Origin of the sequence: Xanthomonas sp. D-99, assembly GCF_017746145.1 — a bacterium.
Classification (GTDB): Bacteria; Pseudomonadota; Gammaproteobacteria; order Xanthomonadales; family Xanthomonadaceae; genus Xanthomonas; species Xanthomonas cissicola.
Genome location: NZ_JAGHWU010000033.1, coordinates 41,077 through 57,405, shown reverse-complemented (window position 1 = coordinate 57,405; position 16,329 = coordinate 41,077). Strand labels below are relative to the sequence as shown.

Sequence of the window (16,329 nt, the reverse complement as noted above, 5' to 3'; positions counted from 1 at the left end):
TTCCCTTGCGGCAGTGCGTGGCAGATCCTTCCGCCACGCGCTACCTCATTGCCTGATCGTCACCAATTGCTTCAGCACGCCATCCAGGCCGCCGAACACGGTGAGCTTGTCGATCTTTTCGGTGACCTTTTCCAGCGCCTCCAGTTCCTTCAAACGCATCAGCACCGGGCTGTCCTCGATCAACTTGGCGGTGTTGAGCAACGAGCGCGTGGCATTGGCCTCTTCGCGCCGACGGATGACGTTGGCTTGCGCCTGCTTCTCCGCCTGCACGACCGCGTTGAGGATCTCGCGCATCTCGCCCGGCAGGATCACGTCCTTGACGCCGACGCCCAGCACCTCGATGCCGAAGCCGCTCACGCTGCCCCGCACATACCCGAAGATGTCTGCATCCAGGCAGGCCTTGTCGCCCAATAACTCGTCCAGCGTCTTGGCCGAGACCGCGCGCCGCAAGCCGTACTGCAACTCGCGATACAGGTAATCGCCGGCCTTGGCCACGCGCGTGCGCATCGCCACCGGATCGGTGACGCGCATGCTGGCGGCCAGGTTGACCCGCAACGACACCTTGTCGCGCGTCAACAGCTCCTGCCCGGACACTTCGACCGACTGCACGCGCAGATCGATCACGTCGGTGGCGATGTTCTTCTGGAAATTCCAGAACGCATACGCCCCCGGCCCGAACGGTGCAACCAGCTTGCCGTCGACGAACACCAGCCCCTGCGACTCGGCCGGCACGTCCATGCAGACCGCCACGCGCGACAGCGTGCCGAGCTGACGCAGCCAGCGTTGCACATCGGTGGGCACCTGCAGCCCATCGCCCAATGGCAGGGTCTGCACCTCGATTGCCGCCGGCCCACGCCAGTACAGCGTGCGCGTGCCCGGCGGCAGCACGTCGTCGAGCTTGCAGTTGCGGATCAGCAAGCCGACCTGCGCGGTGCCGATGTCGGCCGGCACGAAGTGTTGCGGCAGGGTGCTGCCGAGCGTGTCGATCAGCATCTCTGCATCGCGGCCCACGTAGGCGCCTTGCGTGATGGCGTGGACAATGACCTCGCTGCGACCCAACGGGTCGAACAGGCGGTAGACGCCGGGGACGAGCACGCGCTCGAACCGACGGTTTCGATACACCAGGCCGCGCTCGCCGTCACCGATCACGACCCGCTTGGTCCAGAACATGGCACTTCTCCTTAGGTTTGGCTCTGGTGGCCCGATCCGGGGCGACAGCCGTCCCGCCGCCCGGATCGGACTGCTGGCGGAACGTGTGCCGATGCAACGCGGCGTTGAAAGGTGGAAACGCCGGTGACGGCGGCCGTGCGGGGCGCAATGCGCTGTTGGCGCCTGCAAGTGCGTGACTGCCGCGGTGCGATGTGCTGCGTCGCGGTCGCGAACGGCGGAGCACGCGCGTTCAGGGCAAGGGCCCGGCAAGGCCGCCGCTGCTACAGGTGGTTAGGCGATGGGTGCCTGTTTGCCTGCGGCATGGGCGTTTCCGTAAGGGACTTGCGTCCCGTGGAATGACCGGGAGGTCATGCATGGAGCGGGATTCGAACCCGCGACTAACAGATTACAAATCTGCTGCTCTACCAATTGAGCTATCCAATGTGGGTATTCTGGAATTGAACCAGGCCTTCGGCCTTCGCCGCCGCTCCACCAGGAGCCGATACCCGTAACGAGAAACATGAGAAAGAGTTCGGTATACGCCACGGCATCGCCGCGCGCACCAGCTGGAATAAACTCCAGGCCGCTGAATATCTTCCGCCATGTTTCCGATTACCGTCTTATTCGGACGGTAATTCTTGTATGCGCATGACCACGCCCCACCCGTGCCCGGCGCTTTCGCGCCGTGCTCGCATGCAACGTCCGTGCTGTCGGGCGATCAGTGCCCTGGTGCCCGGAAGGTCATCCGCAAGAATCGGTGCGAACGCATAACGAAAACGCCCCCGGATGCAGCATCCGAGGGCGTTCGCTTGCCTCGGAGATCGGGTGACCGATCTCCTTGTCAGGACATCAGTCGAAGAAGGTGATGCGCACGTCTGCTTTCTTCGTGCGCACAAACGATGCCGCGCGGTGCGCGCTGGGCAGTCGATTGAATGTAGCGGAGTTGAGCACGAACATGAGGTCGATTGGGTGAAAGTGCAGGCGCGGCTGCCGAGGGCGCGAACATTACCCGTGTCTTTTTAGTGACGCAAGCACTTTATGCAATTATTTTTCGGATTATCTGTCTGGTGGTCCGATTCGAAGGTCGGAAACAGAATCAAAACGCGTAGCGGTAGCAGGCCATACCCATTGCGTGGGATGGTCGACGCAGGCGATTACACGATTTCGAAAGTCAGGATCAGGCGAGCCAACCCTGCGCGCGGCGAGCAATCGTCACGCAATTCAGGCGACGTGCTGTTGGCCGGTGCGGCGCGTGACCCATGCCCACGCTACACACTGGACGCGCTCACGCTGCGTGCTGCCCTGCGGGCTTTGTAGGCCACGTAAGCCTTCGCCTGCAGCGCTTCCATCGCTTCGAGAGAATGGGGCAGTCAGCTGCTTGGCCAAGGTGCCGCATGCGGAGCATTGGGCGTGGCGTGGCGCGTCGGTGCTGCGGGCCGGTTTTTCGCTTCGCAAAGAGGGCGATGTGCCGATGGCAGAAGGGATGACACCTCATCGCGCGTGGTGTGCGCCCGCATTGCGCCCAGTGACGCGTGGTCTGACGTGTTGGATCAGGTCGGCTCGCAAGGCCGATGCCGTGCCCGCCACGTCGCTGAAGATCCGTCGTCTGGCACGACGCCGACCGCCTGCGAGGTCCCTTTCACCCGTACGCCAGCGCGCGCGCCAACGTCAGTGCAGGCAATCAGCCAGCGTGCGTGCCCAGGGTGCGCGCGCCGGTGAGGATCATGCGCAGCATCTGCGAGATCTGCTCGATCAGCTCGGGGTCTTTTTCCGGCGGGGAATCCATTGCCACCGCGCCCATCGCAAACACCAGCCGGGTGATCGCCTTGGATACCAGGGCGGGCGCGTGCAGCTTGGCGTTGTCGGCCGCGGCCAGGCGAATCAGGTCTACGCGCAGCTCGTCTTCGAAATAGGTGAGTTCGCGCTCCACTGCCTGCTTGAAAGCGTCCGAGCCCACCGCGCCTTCGCGCAGCAGCACGTGCAGCAGCTTGTCGTCGGCGCGCAGCTGTTCCATGAAGGCTTCGACCGAGACGCGGATGACGCTGCGGTCGGTGGAGGTCGCGCGCTGACGCGCCTGGCCGATGATGGTGCGCAGCGAACGCCCGGCCAGGTCGATCAAGGCCACGGCGAGCTCGTCCATGTCGCGGAACTGGCGATAGAAGCTGTTCGGCGCGATACCCGCCTCGCGTGCCACTTCGCGCAGGCTCAGCGTGGACAGGCTGCGGTGCGGGCCAATCAAGGACAGCGCTGCAGCGATGAGATCTTCCCGTGAAATCGCCGGCTTGCGGGACGGCGACGCGTCGTGGGAAGGCAGGGCGATAGAGGTCATGGGGCTGCAGCCGGGCGTGGGCCTGAATCATAGCCCCTCCAGCAATATACAAGTGTATACACGGCTGTGCATGCATGCGTATAGTGCGACCCATGAACCTGGCATCTCCTCGTACGTCCAAGTCCCCGCTGCCGGCACGCCTGGCGCGCCGGCTGGTGTCGCCGCAGCTGTTCGATTTTTGGGCGACCCGGCTCAACCCGTTGTGGACACTCGAACAGCCGGTGGCGCGGCTGGTCCAGCGCACCCCGGCCAGCCGTGACGCGGTGACCCTGGTGTTGCAGCCCAACGGTCACTGGCGCGGCCTGCAGGCCGGCCAGCATGTGAGTCTGGGCGTGGAGATCGACGGCCGCCGCCTGTTGCGTAGCTACAGCCCCACGGTGCTGGCCGACGGCCGGCTGGCGATTACCGTCAAGGCGATCGAGGGTGGGCTGGTGAGCTGCTTCCTGGCGCGCGATGCGGCCTTGGGCACGGTGGTATCGCTAGCCCCGGCCTTCGGCGACATGCTATTGCCGACCACGCCTACCCCGCTCCTGCTGCTGGCCGCCGGCTCCGGCATCACGCCGATGCGTGCGTTGCTGCAGGCCGCCGCGCAAGCCGGCATGCCGATGGACGTGGACCTGCTGTATTGGGTGCGCCAGCGCGACGAAGCCTGCTTTGTCGACGAATTCGCCGCGCTGGCTGCGGCGCATCCGCGCCTGCGTGTGCAGCTGCTGACCACCCGCGAAGGCGAGACCCCTGCAGAACGCGTGGACACTTTTTCGTTGGACCAGATTGCCGCGCTGGACCAGCGCCATGTGATGGCCTGCGGTCCGGGCGGTTTTGTGCAGGCTGCGCGCGAACGGCTGCAGGGACGCGTGGCTGCATTTCAGGCCGAAGCCTTCAGCGTGCCGGCACTGGACGAGGCCGAGACCGGGCAGGTGCAGGTCCAACTGTCACGCAGCGGCCGTACCCTGACCCTGCCGCGCGGCCAGTCGCTGCTGGAAGGGCTGGAAGCGCAGGGCCTGCGGCCCAGACACGGCTGCCGCATGGGCATCTGCAATACCTGCGCCTGCCCGCGCCAATCCGGCACCACCCGGCATCTGTTGACCGGTGAACGCAGCAACGAACCCACCGCACAGGTGCGCCTGTGCATCAGTGCGCCGAGCACTGACCTGATCCTGGATCTGTAAGGAATCTTCATGAGCCGAGTCCATAACCATGCCTTGTCCGCTGCCGAACTGCAGTCGTTCGGCGACGAACTCGATGCCATCCGCGCGCGCGTGCTGAGCCAGGTGGGCGCCGCCGATGCGCGCTACATCCGCCGTATCGTGGCCGCCGTGCGCTGGACCGGCGTGGCCGGTCGTGCGCTGCTGTTCCTGGGCGCATTCGTGCACAGCGTGCTGATCCCGGCCTGGATCGCCGGCGTGCTGCTGCTGGCGTTGTCCAAGATCCTGGAGAACATGGAGCTGGGCCATAACGTCATGCACGGTCAGTACGACTGGATGGGCGACCCGCAGCTCAACGGCAACACCTACGAGTGGGACATCGTTGCCACCGGCGACAACTGGCGCAAGACGCATAACTTCAAGCACCACACCTACACCAACGTGCGCGGCATGGACGATGACATCGGCTACGGCCTGCTGCGGATCTTCCCCGAGCAGCGCTGGCGCCCGTTCTACCTGCTGCAGCCGTTCATCGCGGTGGTGTTTGCGCTGCTGTTCGAATGGGGCGTGGCGATCCAGGACCTGCGCCTGGGCCGTTGGTTCGCCGGCAAGATGAAGGCGGCCGAATTGCGCGCCTCGTTCCTGCCGGTCGGTCGCAAGATGGGTCGCCAGATGCTCAAGGACTACATCGTGTTTCCGCTGCTGGCCGGCCCGTTCTTCCTGACCGTGCTGCTGGGCAATCTGGCCGCCAACGTGCTGCGCAGCATCTGGACGTTCGTGATCATCTTCTGCGGCCACTTCACCGCCGATGCAGAAGTGTTCCCGAAGGAATCCATCCGCAACGAATCGCGTGGCCACTGGTACCTGCGTCAGCTGCGTGGTTCGTCCAACCTCACCGGCGGCAAGCTGATGAACGTGCTGTCGGGTAACCTGAGCCACCAGATCGAGCATCACTTCTATCCGGACCTGCCGGCCAATCGCTATGCGCAGATCGCCGTCGAAGTGAAGCAGATCTGTGCGCGCTACGGCCAGCACTACAACACCGGCTCGCTGCCGCGCCAGTTCGGCCAGGTGATGTGGCGGATCGTGCGCCATGCCTTTCCGAGCCGGCCCAAGCCGGTGCGGCAGGGCAGCGGTGCATTGCAGAGCGCGTAATCGGATCGCACGACGCGTGATCGACATCGAAAGGCCGCCAATGGCGGCCTTTTTTGTTGCCGGGTTCACTGCGTCGCGCTGCGCGCCTGTGCGTGATAGGCGATGAAACCCGTGGCCGGCAACGCGCGCGAGAACAGCCAGCCCTGCGCCAGATCCACGCCATGGGCGCGCAGATAATCGAGCTGTTCCTGCCGCTCGACCCCTTCGGCGATGGTGCGCAGCCGTAGCGTCTTGGCCATCTCGATGATGTGCGCGGTCACGGCGCTGGTGGCCGAGTGGGTGCCGATGGTGTCCACGAACGATTTGTCGATCTTCAACGCGTCCAGCGGCAAGCCCTGCAGATACTGCAGGCTCGAATAGCCGGTGCCGAAATCGTCGATGGACACCGTGTGGCCGGCACCGCGCAGATGGGTGATGGTGGTGCGTGCCGCATCGATGTCCATCAGGCTGCGTTCGGTCGCCTCCACCCACAGCTGGCCGCTGTCCACCCCGGTGCCGCGCAACGCCTGCGCCAGCACGCCCTGCACGCGGCCGCTCTTGATGTCGTCGGCGGAGACATTGATGGCCACGTGCAGCGCTGGATCGGCGGCCAGGGTGGGGCCGAGTTCGCGGATGACTTCGGCCACTACCAGATCGGTGATCGGCAGGATCAGGCCGCTTTGTTCGGCCAGCGGGATGAAGGCGTCCGGCGGCACCAGCATGCCGTCGGGCTGCTGCCAGCGCACCAGCGCTTCGGCACCGACACAGGCACCGCTATCGAGCGCAATGATCGGTTGGTAGTGCACGATGAACTCGCCGCGCTGCACGGCGATTCCCAGCCGCGCCAGTGGCGACAGGCGCCGCCGCGAGACCCACAGCACTGCACCGACCAGCAGCAGCGCCGTGGCGATGCCAACCGGCACCAACTGCCACCGTGCCGCCGCCAGTGGCCCGCGCAGATAGGCCGCCGGCTCGGTGACCACCGCGGCCCAGTCGCCACGACGGTCGCGCCCGAACAGCACTTGCGACAGCATGAGATCGCCTGGCTCGCGCTTGGCCGTGGGGTCGATCAGCAAGTGTTCGGCGGCGGTGCCGGTGCTGCTGAGAATCTGTCCGTCCGGCGTGCCGATCGCCAGTTGCAGGCCAGGCGGAATATTGATGTCGGCCAGCGTGTCGGGGTTGATCAGGACGTTGTAGTCGCCCAGTTGCAACGCCATTAGCGGACGCTGCGGATTGGCCAATGGCAGCAGCCGCGTGGTCACCGCGATGCCGCGCTTGACCACGAAATCGGCCGTGCGCTGCGGAATGGTGTTGCGCAGTTGGCCCCATGACGTACAGCTGAGACGACCTTGTTGAAATCGCCCCAGCTCGACGATGTAGTGGCTGGTCAGCACCAAGGCGCGCATCTGCGCCAGGTGCGCAGGCGAGCACGGTGGCAACCGCGAGGCGGCCATGCTCAACAATATGCCATGCGCCTCGTCGAAGGCGGTTTCAGTGCGACGGATCGACAGCGCCGCCAGCTGGCTCAGCCTGCCCTCTTCGCGCACCAACGCCAGCCGCCAGGCCAGGTAGTAGGACAGGCCGATCGGCAGCGCTGCGCTCAGCAACACCAGCAGCACGGTGACACTGATGATGCGTTGGCGCTTCACCTCACCACCCGCGACGGCTGTGCTGCCGGTTCACGCGTGGCCCCTGCAGCAATGCCGCCTACGCAGGCTTTGGCAGATGGAAGGTGCACGCCAACCGCAGTGCGCGCGAACGTGGCGCACGTAGCGATTGGTGACATACGGCATGGACTGATGAGGCTGCACGTCGCGAATGTACGACACACGCGTGCATTGCGCGCGTTTGCGGAGCGAAGCGGCTGTGATTTTTTCCGATCGTCCTGCATCGCATCCTGGCAGTCGGGGCCGCCTGCGGATTCACGCGACTGCACGCAATGCCGCGCTAGGGTCGAGTCGTCTGCGCTCCCGCCTGGGAGCGACGGGACACCGGTCCCACGCAAGGCGCCTTTACTGGAGGAATCACCCATGACAACGCAGAAAGAACGCGTCGGCGGCACCGATGCGGTGCCGATCTTCAAGATGCAGGAAACAACACGCGACGGCGAGCTGACCAAGTACGTGGTCGGCGACACCGGCGTGGCGTTCGACAGCCTGGAAGGCGCACAGGCCGCTGCCAAGGATCTCGGCACGCTCGACGATTAAAGGGGACGGGAGCGCTGGCCTGCGCGATGGAACGGCCAAGGCCAGGGCGCCGGATCGCCATGCCGTTAGGCATGGCGATGGCGTGGGTGGGCGAGCCTCGTCTGTGTGGTCGTTGCGAGCATTGGATGCCTGTCGTCCCTTGGTCGGTGCATCGACGCCGCTAACGTTGTAGTGAGGCGCCGCGGCGCTGTGGTCGCCGGCCTGACGACGCAACAACGCGCCGGAATCGCCTACGGAAGCGGTTGCTCGGTCAGCCGCCCGGTGTGCGGGGTGTGGATCAGCGGCGCCAGGTCGAAGCCTTGTTCGCGCGCATGCGCCAGATAGGCCTGGGCGATGTTTTCGTCCAGCTGCGGCAACCGTGCCAGTAGCCAGAGGTACTTGCGATCCGGGCTGCCGACCAGTGCGGCGGTGTAATCGGCATCGATGCGCATCACCCAGTAGTCGCCCTTGGTAAAAGGGATCCAGCGCAGACCCTCGGGTAAGAAGGTCACTTCCAGCCGGCTGTGCGTGTCGTCGATGGCGCGCGCCTGGCCGATCGCTTCTTCCAGTTCGCCTTCCGCGGTAAAACAGCGATTTTGGACGCGCACGCTGCCGTCGTCTTCCAGGGTGTAGTGCGCCGACACATCGGTGCAGTCCGCATCCTCGAAGCGGGTCGGCAGGCGGGCGATTTCGTACCACGTGCCCAGGTAGCGATTCAGATCCAGCGAAGGGACAGTGGCGAGTTCGGGATGGTGGCTCATACAGGCCTCTGCACAATGGAGTGGCGCCTGTTGTACGTGTCGAGCCATGAAATGCATGTTGGGATGCGGCGCGAGCGGCCGTGCAGCAAGGACGGGCGTGCGTGAGAGCATCGGCTCGGTGCGTATTGGCGTTGGCACGATGCCGCTTGTGCGCCGATGCCGCGTGACCGATCAAGTGGCTGCATGCGATGAACACCGCGGCGGCGAATGATGTTGCGCACCGGCACCGGCACCGGCACCGGCACCGACACCGACACCGACACCGACACCGACACCGACACCGACACCGACACCGGCACCGACATAACGTCCTGACAGGGCGGGCGCTCTGCAGTACCGGGGTGGCACGCCCGCGCATGGCTTGCGGATCGCGCCCCGGTTGACTGGCCGAGCGCGCTACGCCGCGCTGGCGGCGCCAAGCGCACGATCCAGTTTGCGGTAGCCGATCGCTTCGGTGAGATGGCGTGTGGCGATGTCCGCGCTGTCGTCGAGATCGGCGATGGTGCGCGCAACGCGCAGGATGCGATGCATCGAGCGCGCGGACAGCTGCAGGTGTTCGATGGCGCGCTCCAGCAGCACCTGATCGTCGTGTTGCAGACGGCAATGGCGGTCGGTGTCGGCCTGGTCCAGTTGCGCGTTGGGCAGCGCGCCGCGTGCAAGCTGTCGTTGTCGCGCGGCGACCACGCGGGCACGTACGCTGGCGCTGTCTTCACCGGGGTTGCCGCTGCGCAGCGCCTGCGGAGGGAGGCGTGGCACTTCGACATGCAGATCGATACGGTCCAGCAATGGGCCGGAGATGCGGCTGCGGTAGCGGCGGATGCTGTCGCTGCTGCAGCGGCAGCGCCCGCTGCCATCGCCTGCCCAGCCGCACGGGCAGGGATTCATGGCGGCGACCAATTGAAAGCGCGCCGGAAAATCCACGCTGCGCGCCGCGCGCGCGATCGTGACCACGCCCGACTCCAAGGGCTCGCGCAACACTTCCAGGGTTTGCCGTTGCCACTCGGGCAATTCGTCCAGGAACAGCACGCCGTTGTGAGACAGCGAGATCTCGCCGGGGCGCGGATGCGTGCCGCCGCCGACCAGGGCCACGGCGCTGGCGGTGTGATGCGGGGCGCGGTACGGCCGTTGCCGCCAGCGGGCCAGATCCATCCCACGGCCGCTGATCGAGCTGATCGCAGCGGTTTCCAGTGCTTCTGCTTCGCTGGCTTCGGGCAATAGACCAGGCAGGCGCGAGGCCAGCAGCGTCTTGCCGCAACCAGGGCTGCCGACCAGCAACAGATGGTGCCCACCGGCAGCGGCGATTTCCAGCGCGCGACGTGCGTGCGGTTGCCCGCGCACGTCGGCCATATCGGGCAGGGCGCGTGCGCCGAGCGCCTGCACTGCCAGCTCGGCGGCGGGCGCTTTCTGGCTGCCGTTGAGCGTGGCGCAGACGTCCAGCAGGGTGCGCGCGGTGAAGGCTTCGACGTGCCCGGCGATGGCGGCTTCGGCACCGTTGGCGAGCGGGACGATCAGCCGTCGCCCGGCCTGCGCGGCCGCCAGCGCCGCGGGCAGCACGCCGTCGACACCGCGCAGCTCGCCGGTAAGCGCAAGCTCGCCGAGGAATTCGTAATCGGCCAGGGCCTGGCGGTCGATCTGCCCGCTGGCAGCCAGGATGCCGAGGGCGATCGGCAGATCGAACCGGCCGCCTTCTTTCGGTAGATCAGCCGGTGCCAGGTTGATGGTGATGCGCCGGGCGGGGAATTCGAACTGTGCGCACAGCAGGGCAGCGCGCACGCGCTCGCGCGATTCGCGCACTGCCGCTTCGGGCAGGCCCACGATCTGGGTAGAGGGAAGCCCGCCGGAGAGATGCACTTCCACCCGAACCTCAGGCGCATGCACCCCCACGCGGGCACGGCTGTGCACCAGCGCCAGACTCATGGTGGTGGCCTTCGCTCAGGGGATGGTGGGTGGTGCGGCAGGCGGCGCGCCGGGTGCGCGTGCTTCCAGTGCGGCGACGGTCTGCTCCAGCGCGTCGAGTTTTTCGCGGGTGCGTAGCAAGACCGCGCGCTGCACATCGAACTCTTCCCGGGTGACCAGGTCCAGCTTGCCCAGCCCGGCCTGCAGCGCCCCCTTGAACGTGCTCTGCAGTTCTTCGCGCGATTGGCGCAGGCCCGGCGGCACCAGGTCGCTGAGGCGGCGGGCGAGGTCGTCGAGCTGATTGAAATCGATCATGGTGTTCTCCACAGGTCCGTAGGAAGCCTAGTGCAGGCCGGGACACGCGGGACATCGGCAAGGCAGTCGGCAGGCGGTAAGGATAGTCCCATTCGGCTGTCGTCCGCGGTGATGGCGGCGCGCGGGTTGGATGAGTGTTGCGCCCGTCCACGGTATGCTGCGCGGCCGTCATGCCCTGGGACCTGCACCGATGAAAATGATCATGGCCATCGTCAAACCGTTCAAGCTCGACGATGTGCGCGAAGCACTCGCCGGCTGCGGCGTGGCGGGCATCACGGTGACCGAGGTCAAAGGCTTCGGCCGGCAGAAAGGCCACACCGAGCTGTATCGCGGCGCCGAATACGTGGTCGATTTCCTGTCCAAGGTGAAGATCGAAGTGGCGGTGACCGACGACCAGGCCGAGCGCGTGGTCGAGGCGATCGTCGGAGCGGCCGGTACCGGCAAGATCGGCGACGGCAAGGTGTTCGTGTATGACCTGGGCACGGTGGTACGCATCCGTACCGGCGAGCTGGATAGCGACGCGTTATAGGTTCGCAATGCGGCGTTTGTTGCTTGCCAGGTGTGCGGCGGCGGCGAGGGGGCTGATGCCTTGTGCCCGCGCAACGTCGATACCGGAGGCCGTATTGCTGAGCCAGCAATGCAGCCAGCGGTGCTGGACAGGCCTATTGCAATTGCACCGATCGCAGGGAACCGGGCCGCTCAAGCCATGCGGCGTGCGCCGTATGCGCTAAGTGCATTGACGCTGGCGCGCATCACCGCAGCTGATGCGCGGCTGTGCGCCTACGGGCAAGGCCGCTGCCAGGCGCGACGGCGCTACCACCCATCGTCTCATACCATTTCAATACCGCTGCGTATCGCTGCCGCATCTTTCTGAATTGCGGCGCAAAGGTGGACTGATGTCGTCGCATGGCGCTGCATTGGTGACAGGATTGACAATCCTGGCCGCGCTTGTCGCCGTCGCCCGACTTGCCTACCCTAGGGCGTAATACCATTCCAATACCGGAGTTCGAGAATGAAGCGACGCAACAGCAAGCCGGGCGTGCGCCTGCTTTCGGTATTGGGGGCGCTGGGCCTGGCTGCCCCTGCGTTGGCGCAATCGGTCATCGAACCGGTCACTCAGCCGGCGATCTATCCGACCCCGGTATCGATCACGCTGGATGGTGCGACCGTCACCTTGGGCCGCTCGGTGGTGCTGGTGGTCGCCCCTGGCGCGGACAAGGCCACGGTGGCGCTGGTGCGCAGCATTCTCAATGGCGCCGGCGTCACCAAGATTGCGACCGCCACACGCCTGCCTGCCACGCTGGACCGCCCGCACATCGTGCTCGGCACCGGCGATGCGGCAGTGGTGCGCGATGCGCTGACGCGCAGCAAGGCGACGCAGGACACCCACAAGGAAGGCTACACGCTGGCCAGCGTTGCGCGCGATCGCGGCAGCCTGATCACGCTGGCCGGCCACGATGACGATGGCCTGTTCCATGCGGCGCAGACGCTGCGGCAGCTGGTCGAGCGGCCGGCCATCCCGACGCTGACGATCCAGGATTACCCGTCCATGCCGATCCGCGGCACCATCGAAGGCTTCTACGGCGCGCCGTGGTCGATGAGCGATCGCAGCAAGCACATCGATTTCCTCGCCCGCACCAAGGCCAATACCTTCATTTACAGCCCGAAGGACGACCCTTACGCGCGCGATCGCTGGCGCGAGCCGTACCCGAAGGCGACCTTGAAGGCGCTCGGCCAACTGGCCGCCACCGCCAAGCGCAATCATGTCGATTTCGTCTATGCGATTTCGCCCGGCCCCACGGTGTGCTTCTCCGATCCGGCCGATGCCAAGGCCTTGTTGCGCAAGTTCGATGCGTTTCGCGCGCTGGGTGTGCGCAGCTTCTACGTGGCGCTGGACGACATCGAATACACCAAGTGGAACTGCGAGCGCGACAAGACCACCTTCGGCGACTCCGGTGCGCAGGCGGCCGGTATCGCGCAGTCGCATCTGCTCAATCTGGTGCAGGCGGATCTGGTCGCGCGCCACGATGCAGCCTCCGAACTCATCATGGTGCCGACCGAGTACTACGACGCCAAGGAGAGCCCGTACAAGGAAGCGCTGCGCAAGCATCTGGATCCGAAGATCGTGGTGCAGTGGACCGGTACCGACGTGGTGCCGCCGGCCATTTCCATTCCCGATGCGCGCGCGGCCACCAAGGCGTTCGGCCGCAGGACGCTGCTGTGGGACAACTACCCGGTCAACGATTTCGAAACCTCGGCCGGGCGCCTGCTGATGGCGCCGTATGCGCGGCGCGAGGCGGGTCTGTCGGCCGAGTTGTCGGGCATCGTCTCCAACCCGATGAACCAGGAAGTGCCCAGCCGCGTCGCGGTGATGGGTGTGGCCGCGTTCGCCTGGAACGACAAGGGCTACGACGCCCAACGCACCTGGCACGCGGCGGCGCGCGATCTTGCCGGCGGCGATGCGCGTGTCGCTGCGGCCCTGCTGACCTTCTTCGATACCCAGCATCTGGCGCCAACCTTTGGCAGCCAGCCATGGCAGGAACAGGCGCCACGCTTGAAGGCCGTGCTCGATCATGTGCGCGAGGTAATCGCGCTTGGCGATGCGGCAGCGCGCACGCAGGCGATTGCCGAACTGGCACGCACTGCCGACGAAATGGCTGCGGCACCGCAGGTCATCCGCGACGGCGTCGCCGACAAGGGCTTTGCCGAGCAATCGCGCCCCTGGCTGGAGGCAATGGAAGATTGGGGCCAGGCGCTGCAGAAGACCGCAGCCGGGCTGGATGCTGCAGATCGCGGCGACACGCAGGCGTCCGCGTTGTTTGCCGAAGCGGCTGCGCTTGCCGCCTCAGCGGCGGCGATTCCGTCGATTCCCGGCGCCACGCGCTTCGGCGGCCCGGTCAAGATCGCCGACGGCGTGCTGGACCGCTTCATCGCGCAGGCACCGCACTTGATAGCCTATCGCCAGGCCGCAGTGACTGATTCGGCAGCAGCAAAGTGATGGGATAGTGCAGAAACACAACGACGCGCATGGGGAATTGTTCGCGTCGCGGTGCATGCAAACAGGGCAGCGCCATTGCCATCTGCATCGCAGCACGTGGCATGGCACGCTCGAAGGATGTTGGCGCTACAGACCAACCGACGACTCAGCGCAGCAGTTGAGCGTAACGGTATGCTCAGTCGCCGTTAGTCAGCAGCGCGGATCACGCCTTGCCTTTCAAACGTGGATACAGCCGCTTCCAGCCGCTGCGAATTGCATGTATCCAGCGCGGTTCTGCACTGCGTGCCGATTCGTCGGCACTCGGTGCGATGCCAGCAAGGCGATGGCGCATTTTCTGAAAGTTGGCCACGTCGCTACGGCGCAGCTGACGTGCCAGCGTGCCGCGCCGCAGCCAGCGCGAGAATCGCCATGCCGAAGTGAAATCGATCAGCACCGGCACTCCCGCACTGACCACCACATTGGTGCCATGTAGATCGTTATGGGTGATGCCGAACGCATGCAGCCGGCGTAGCGCCTGCTGCAATTGCTGGAAGACCTCCTGGCCCACGACGGTGCTGGCGCTGAGCGTGTCGCCTGGAATGAATTCCATGCCCAGCGCCAGCCCGCCCAGCGTGCCGAGCAGGGCAGGTGCATGCCGCCAGCCCTGCAACTGCCGCAGCATGCTGGCCTCGTGGCGCACCATCAGCCGCGCAATGGGCGCCAGCAATGTGCGGCGATAGCGGCCGTAGTCCTTGACCACCGCCGGTTGCCCGTTCAGATGGGTGCGGTAGACGTCCGGCTCGAGCAGCCGGGTGCCTTGCTTGAGCAGAACGGGAGTGATGAGGTGCAGGCTGGACACGTCCAGCGGCTGGTAATGCATGACAGTTCTCCAGACCTTGGCGGCGCGGAGATATCACGCGTTGCGCAGGTTCACGGTGATCGCGAGGGATCGGTCCGGCCAATTTTAGAACTTATGAGTACTGAAACTATATTTATTTAACAAATGAAATGTTCCGGAGATGGAACGGCTTTTGGAATGAGCCGTTTGGCCAACGTCGCCGCTTGGTCTGATGCTCTGCGCCGGTGAGGGTGCGGCAGCGTGTGCCGGAGCGACCCAAGGCGTATGGAAATGCTGTGCGAGTCCTGGGCGACGGGAGTTGTAGCGGCACGGTTTCCCGGCTCATGCTTAAAGTCACATCCCTTCTTGACAGCCGCTGAGACTCCAGACACTGTGCCGGCTGCGGTCAGGGGCTGCATCACGCGTTGTACGGGCACGTTCTTGCGGACGGCGTCCGCACCGATGTCGCACGACATCCGCTGATCCCGGGACAGCCCCCGAATTCGACAGCAACTGCGCCGCTTCCAGACGCCGTCAGGGGACCCCTGCGTGCGCAAGGATGCGGGAACGATGCAGTTCGACTCATGGGGAATGCGATGAAAAGGACCGCAACACTGCTATTGGCCTGCACGGCATTTGGCGTCACGGCTCAGCCCTCGGCGCAATCGTTGTCGCGCGGCTGGGGACAGCTACCGTCAACAGTAAAAGCAGCAGACCGGCACCCAGGGCGCCACCGCGGCTGCAGCGCCATCGTCGCGCCCGGCGCAAGCCGACGTTGGCGGAGCGCCGGCCGCTGTGGGTGGAAGCGGCTCCGGCCAACCTGTTGCGTCCGGCGGATTCACTATAGTGGCCGAGCGGACGTCGGCAGAGGCAACGCCTGTCGCGCCTGCCGACGTACCGGCGCCACCGCGCGAGCAAGAGCAACGCCTCAAAAGCGGCCTGTTCCTTGGTGTGCAGAGCGGCAAAGCCAAGGTGTTTGAAAACGGCAAGCAGGAGATGCACGGCTTCAACGTGGGCTACCGCTGGCGCGCAGGTCCGGTCACATTGATCGGCATCGAAGCCGCAACCGGGAAAGTGGATGGTTCCAAGGATGCGGACGGCTTTGTTGTCATTCCAAACGTGGATTTCGGCAGCGTCGGTGGAACGGCGCGATTCAACTTTGGCGATGCCCCGGTCTTTGCGCTTGTGCGGCTGGGCTATTGGGGCGGTACGGCGAAAGGTGAGGACTACAACGAGCGCGTTTATGGTGCGTATGTGGGCGCCGGTCTCGGTGTGGATATCGGCAAGCACGTCGGCTTGAGCGCGCTTTACACAAATTACGTCTACGCTGATGAGTATTACGACGACTACGAAGACCTTACGATCAATCGTGCGGAAGTGCTGAGTTTCGGAGCCGAAATCCGCTTTTGATGCGGGTCAATGGCAAAGAAGGGCGGGCGGCAGCGCTCGCCCTTCTGCGTCATGCCGCATGCTGCCGCTATGCAGCGGACAGCAAGATCCATTTGAAACTGCACCGCAAACGGTTGTCGGCATTGCACAGCCATCCATACGGCTTGCTGTAGTGTCCTGGTCAACGCAGTGATTAGCCGTTGGCGAGGG

Annotated in this window: 12 protein-coding genes and 1 pseudogene; 6 read left to right on the top strand and 7 right to left on the bottom strand. The window is 65.2% G+C overall.

Going from position 1 to position 16,329, the window contains the following annotated elements:
* Positions 1–45: 45 nt before the first annotated feature.
* Together J7360_RS12970 and fabR are read right to left on the bottom strand one after the other, a co-directional pair.
* Positions 46–1,170 (bottom strand): slipin family protein, encoded by a 1,125-nt coding sequence (locus tag J7360_RS12970; protein ID WP_057660447.1) that lies wholly within the window; start codon positions 1,168–1,170, stop codon positions 46–48.
* 1,660 nt (positions 1,171–2,830) lie between these two features.
* Positions 2,831–3,478 carry an HTH-type transcriptional repressor FabR gene (gene fabR, locus J7360_RS12965; RefSeq protein ID WP_057660443.1) on the bottom strand — a complete coding sequence of 216 codons (648 nt, stop codon included), beginning with the start codon at positions 3,476–3,478 and terminating at the stop codon, positions 2,831–2,833.
* A 92-nt stretch (positions 3,479–3,570) separates the two neighbouring features.
* Between fabR and J7360_RS12960 the strand changes: the two genes are divergently transcribed.
* On the top strand, positions 3,571–4,647 hold the full coding sequence (locus tag J7360_RS12960) for a ferredoxin reductase (RefSeq protein ID WP_057660441.1): 1,077 nt from the start codon (positions 3,571–3,573) through the stop codon (positions 4,645–4,647).
* A 9-nt stretch (positions 4,648–4,656) separates the two neighbouring features.
* A complete protein-coding gene (locus J7360_RS12955) occupies positions 4,657–5,778 on the top strand; it encodes an acyl-CoA desaturase (RefSeq protein WP_209034011.1) in 1,122 nt (373 codons plus the stop codon).
* Positions 5,779–5,843: 65 nt separating this feature from the next.
* Here J7360_RS12955 and J7360_RS12950 read toward each other — a convergent pair whose 3' ends face one another.
* A complete protein-coding gene (locus J7360_RS12950; protein WP_039731676.1) occupies positions 5,844–7,406 on the bottom strand; it encodes an EAL domain-containing protein in 1,563 nt (520 codons plus the stop codon).
* 381 nt (positions 7,407–7,787) lie between these two features.
* On the opposite strand from J7360_RS12950, the gene J7360_RS12945 reads away from it, so the two are divergent.
* A complete protein-coding gene (locus tag J7360_RS12945) occupies positions 7,788–7,964 on the top strand; it encodes a hypothetical protein (RefSeq protein ID WP_017158194.1) in 177 nt (58 codons plus the stop codon).
* A 230-nt stretch (positions 7,965–8,194) separates the two neighbouring features.
* Here the strand turns inward: J7360_RS12945 and J7360_RS12940 are convergent, their stop codons facing one another.
* The 3 genes from J7360_RS12940 to J7360_RS12930 all read right to left on the bottom strand — a co-directional run bounded on the left by J7360_RS12940 (position 8,195) and on the right by J7360_RS12930 (position 10,915).
* On the bottom strand, positions 8,195–8,704 hold the full coding sequence (locus tag J7360_RS12940; RefSeq protein WP_015471471.1) for a lipocalin family protein: 510 nt from the start codon (positions 8,702–8,704) through the stop codon (positions 8,195–8,197).
* Between the two features lie 396 nt (positions 8,705–9,100).
* Complete coding sequence (locus J7360_RS12935; protein ID WP_057660435.1) at positions 9,101–10,621, bottom strand: YifB family Mg chelatase-like AAA ATPase; 1,521 nt, start codon at positions 10,619–10,621, stop codon at positions 9,101–9,103.
* Positions 10,622–10,636: 15 nt separating this feature from the next.
* The gene (locus J7360_RS12930; protein WP_022560200.1) at positions 10,637–10,915 is read right to left on the bottom strand and encodes an accessory factor UbiK family protein; all 279 of its coding nucleotides are present in this window, start codon (positions 10,913–10,915) and stop codon (positions 10,637–10,639) included.
* 154 nt (positions 10,916–11,069) lie between these two features.
* Here J7360_RS12930 and J7360_RS12925 point away from each other — a divergent pair, with 154 nt between their 5' ends.
* Both J7360_RS12925 and J7360_RS12920 read left to right on the top strand, forming a co-directional pair.
* Positions 11,070–11,444 (top strand): P-II family nitrogen regulator, encoded by a 375-nt coding sequence (locus tag J7360_RS12925; RefSeq protein WP_280515200.1) that lies wholly within the window; start codon positions 11,070–11,072, stop codon positions 11,442–11,444.
* A 483-nt stretch (positions 11,445–11,927) separates the two neighbouring features.
* Positions 11,928–13,913: a beta-N-acetylglucosaminidase domain-containing protein gene (locus J7360_RS12920; RefSeq protein WP_057660433.1), complete on the top strand. Its 1,986-nt coding sequence runs from the start codon at positions 11,928–11,930 to the stop codon at positions 13,911–13,913.
* A gap of 202 nt (positions 13,914–14,115) precedes the next feature.
* On the opposite strand, the gene J7360_RS12915 is transcribed toward J7360_RS12920, so the two are convergent.
* Positions 14,116–14,772 (bottom strand): RIO1 family regulatory kinase/ATPase, encoded by a 657-nt coding sequence (locus J7360_RS12915; protein ID WP_209034009.1) that lies wholly within the window; start codon positions 14,770–14,772, stop codon positions 14,116–14,118.
* Positions 14,773–15,326: 554 nt separating this feature from the next.
* Between J7360_RS12915 and J7360_RS12910 the strand changes: the two are divergent.
* Positions 15,327–16,140 (top strand): annotated as a pseudogene (locus J7360_RS12910) (outer membrane beta-barrel protein).
* Positions 16,141–16,329: the final 189 nt, after the last annotated feature.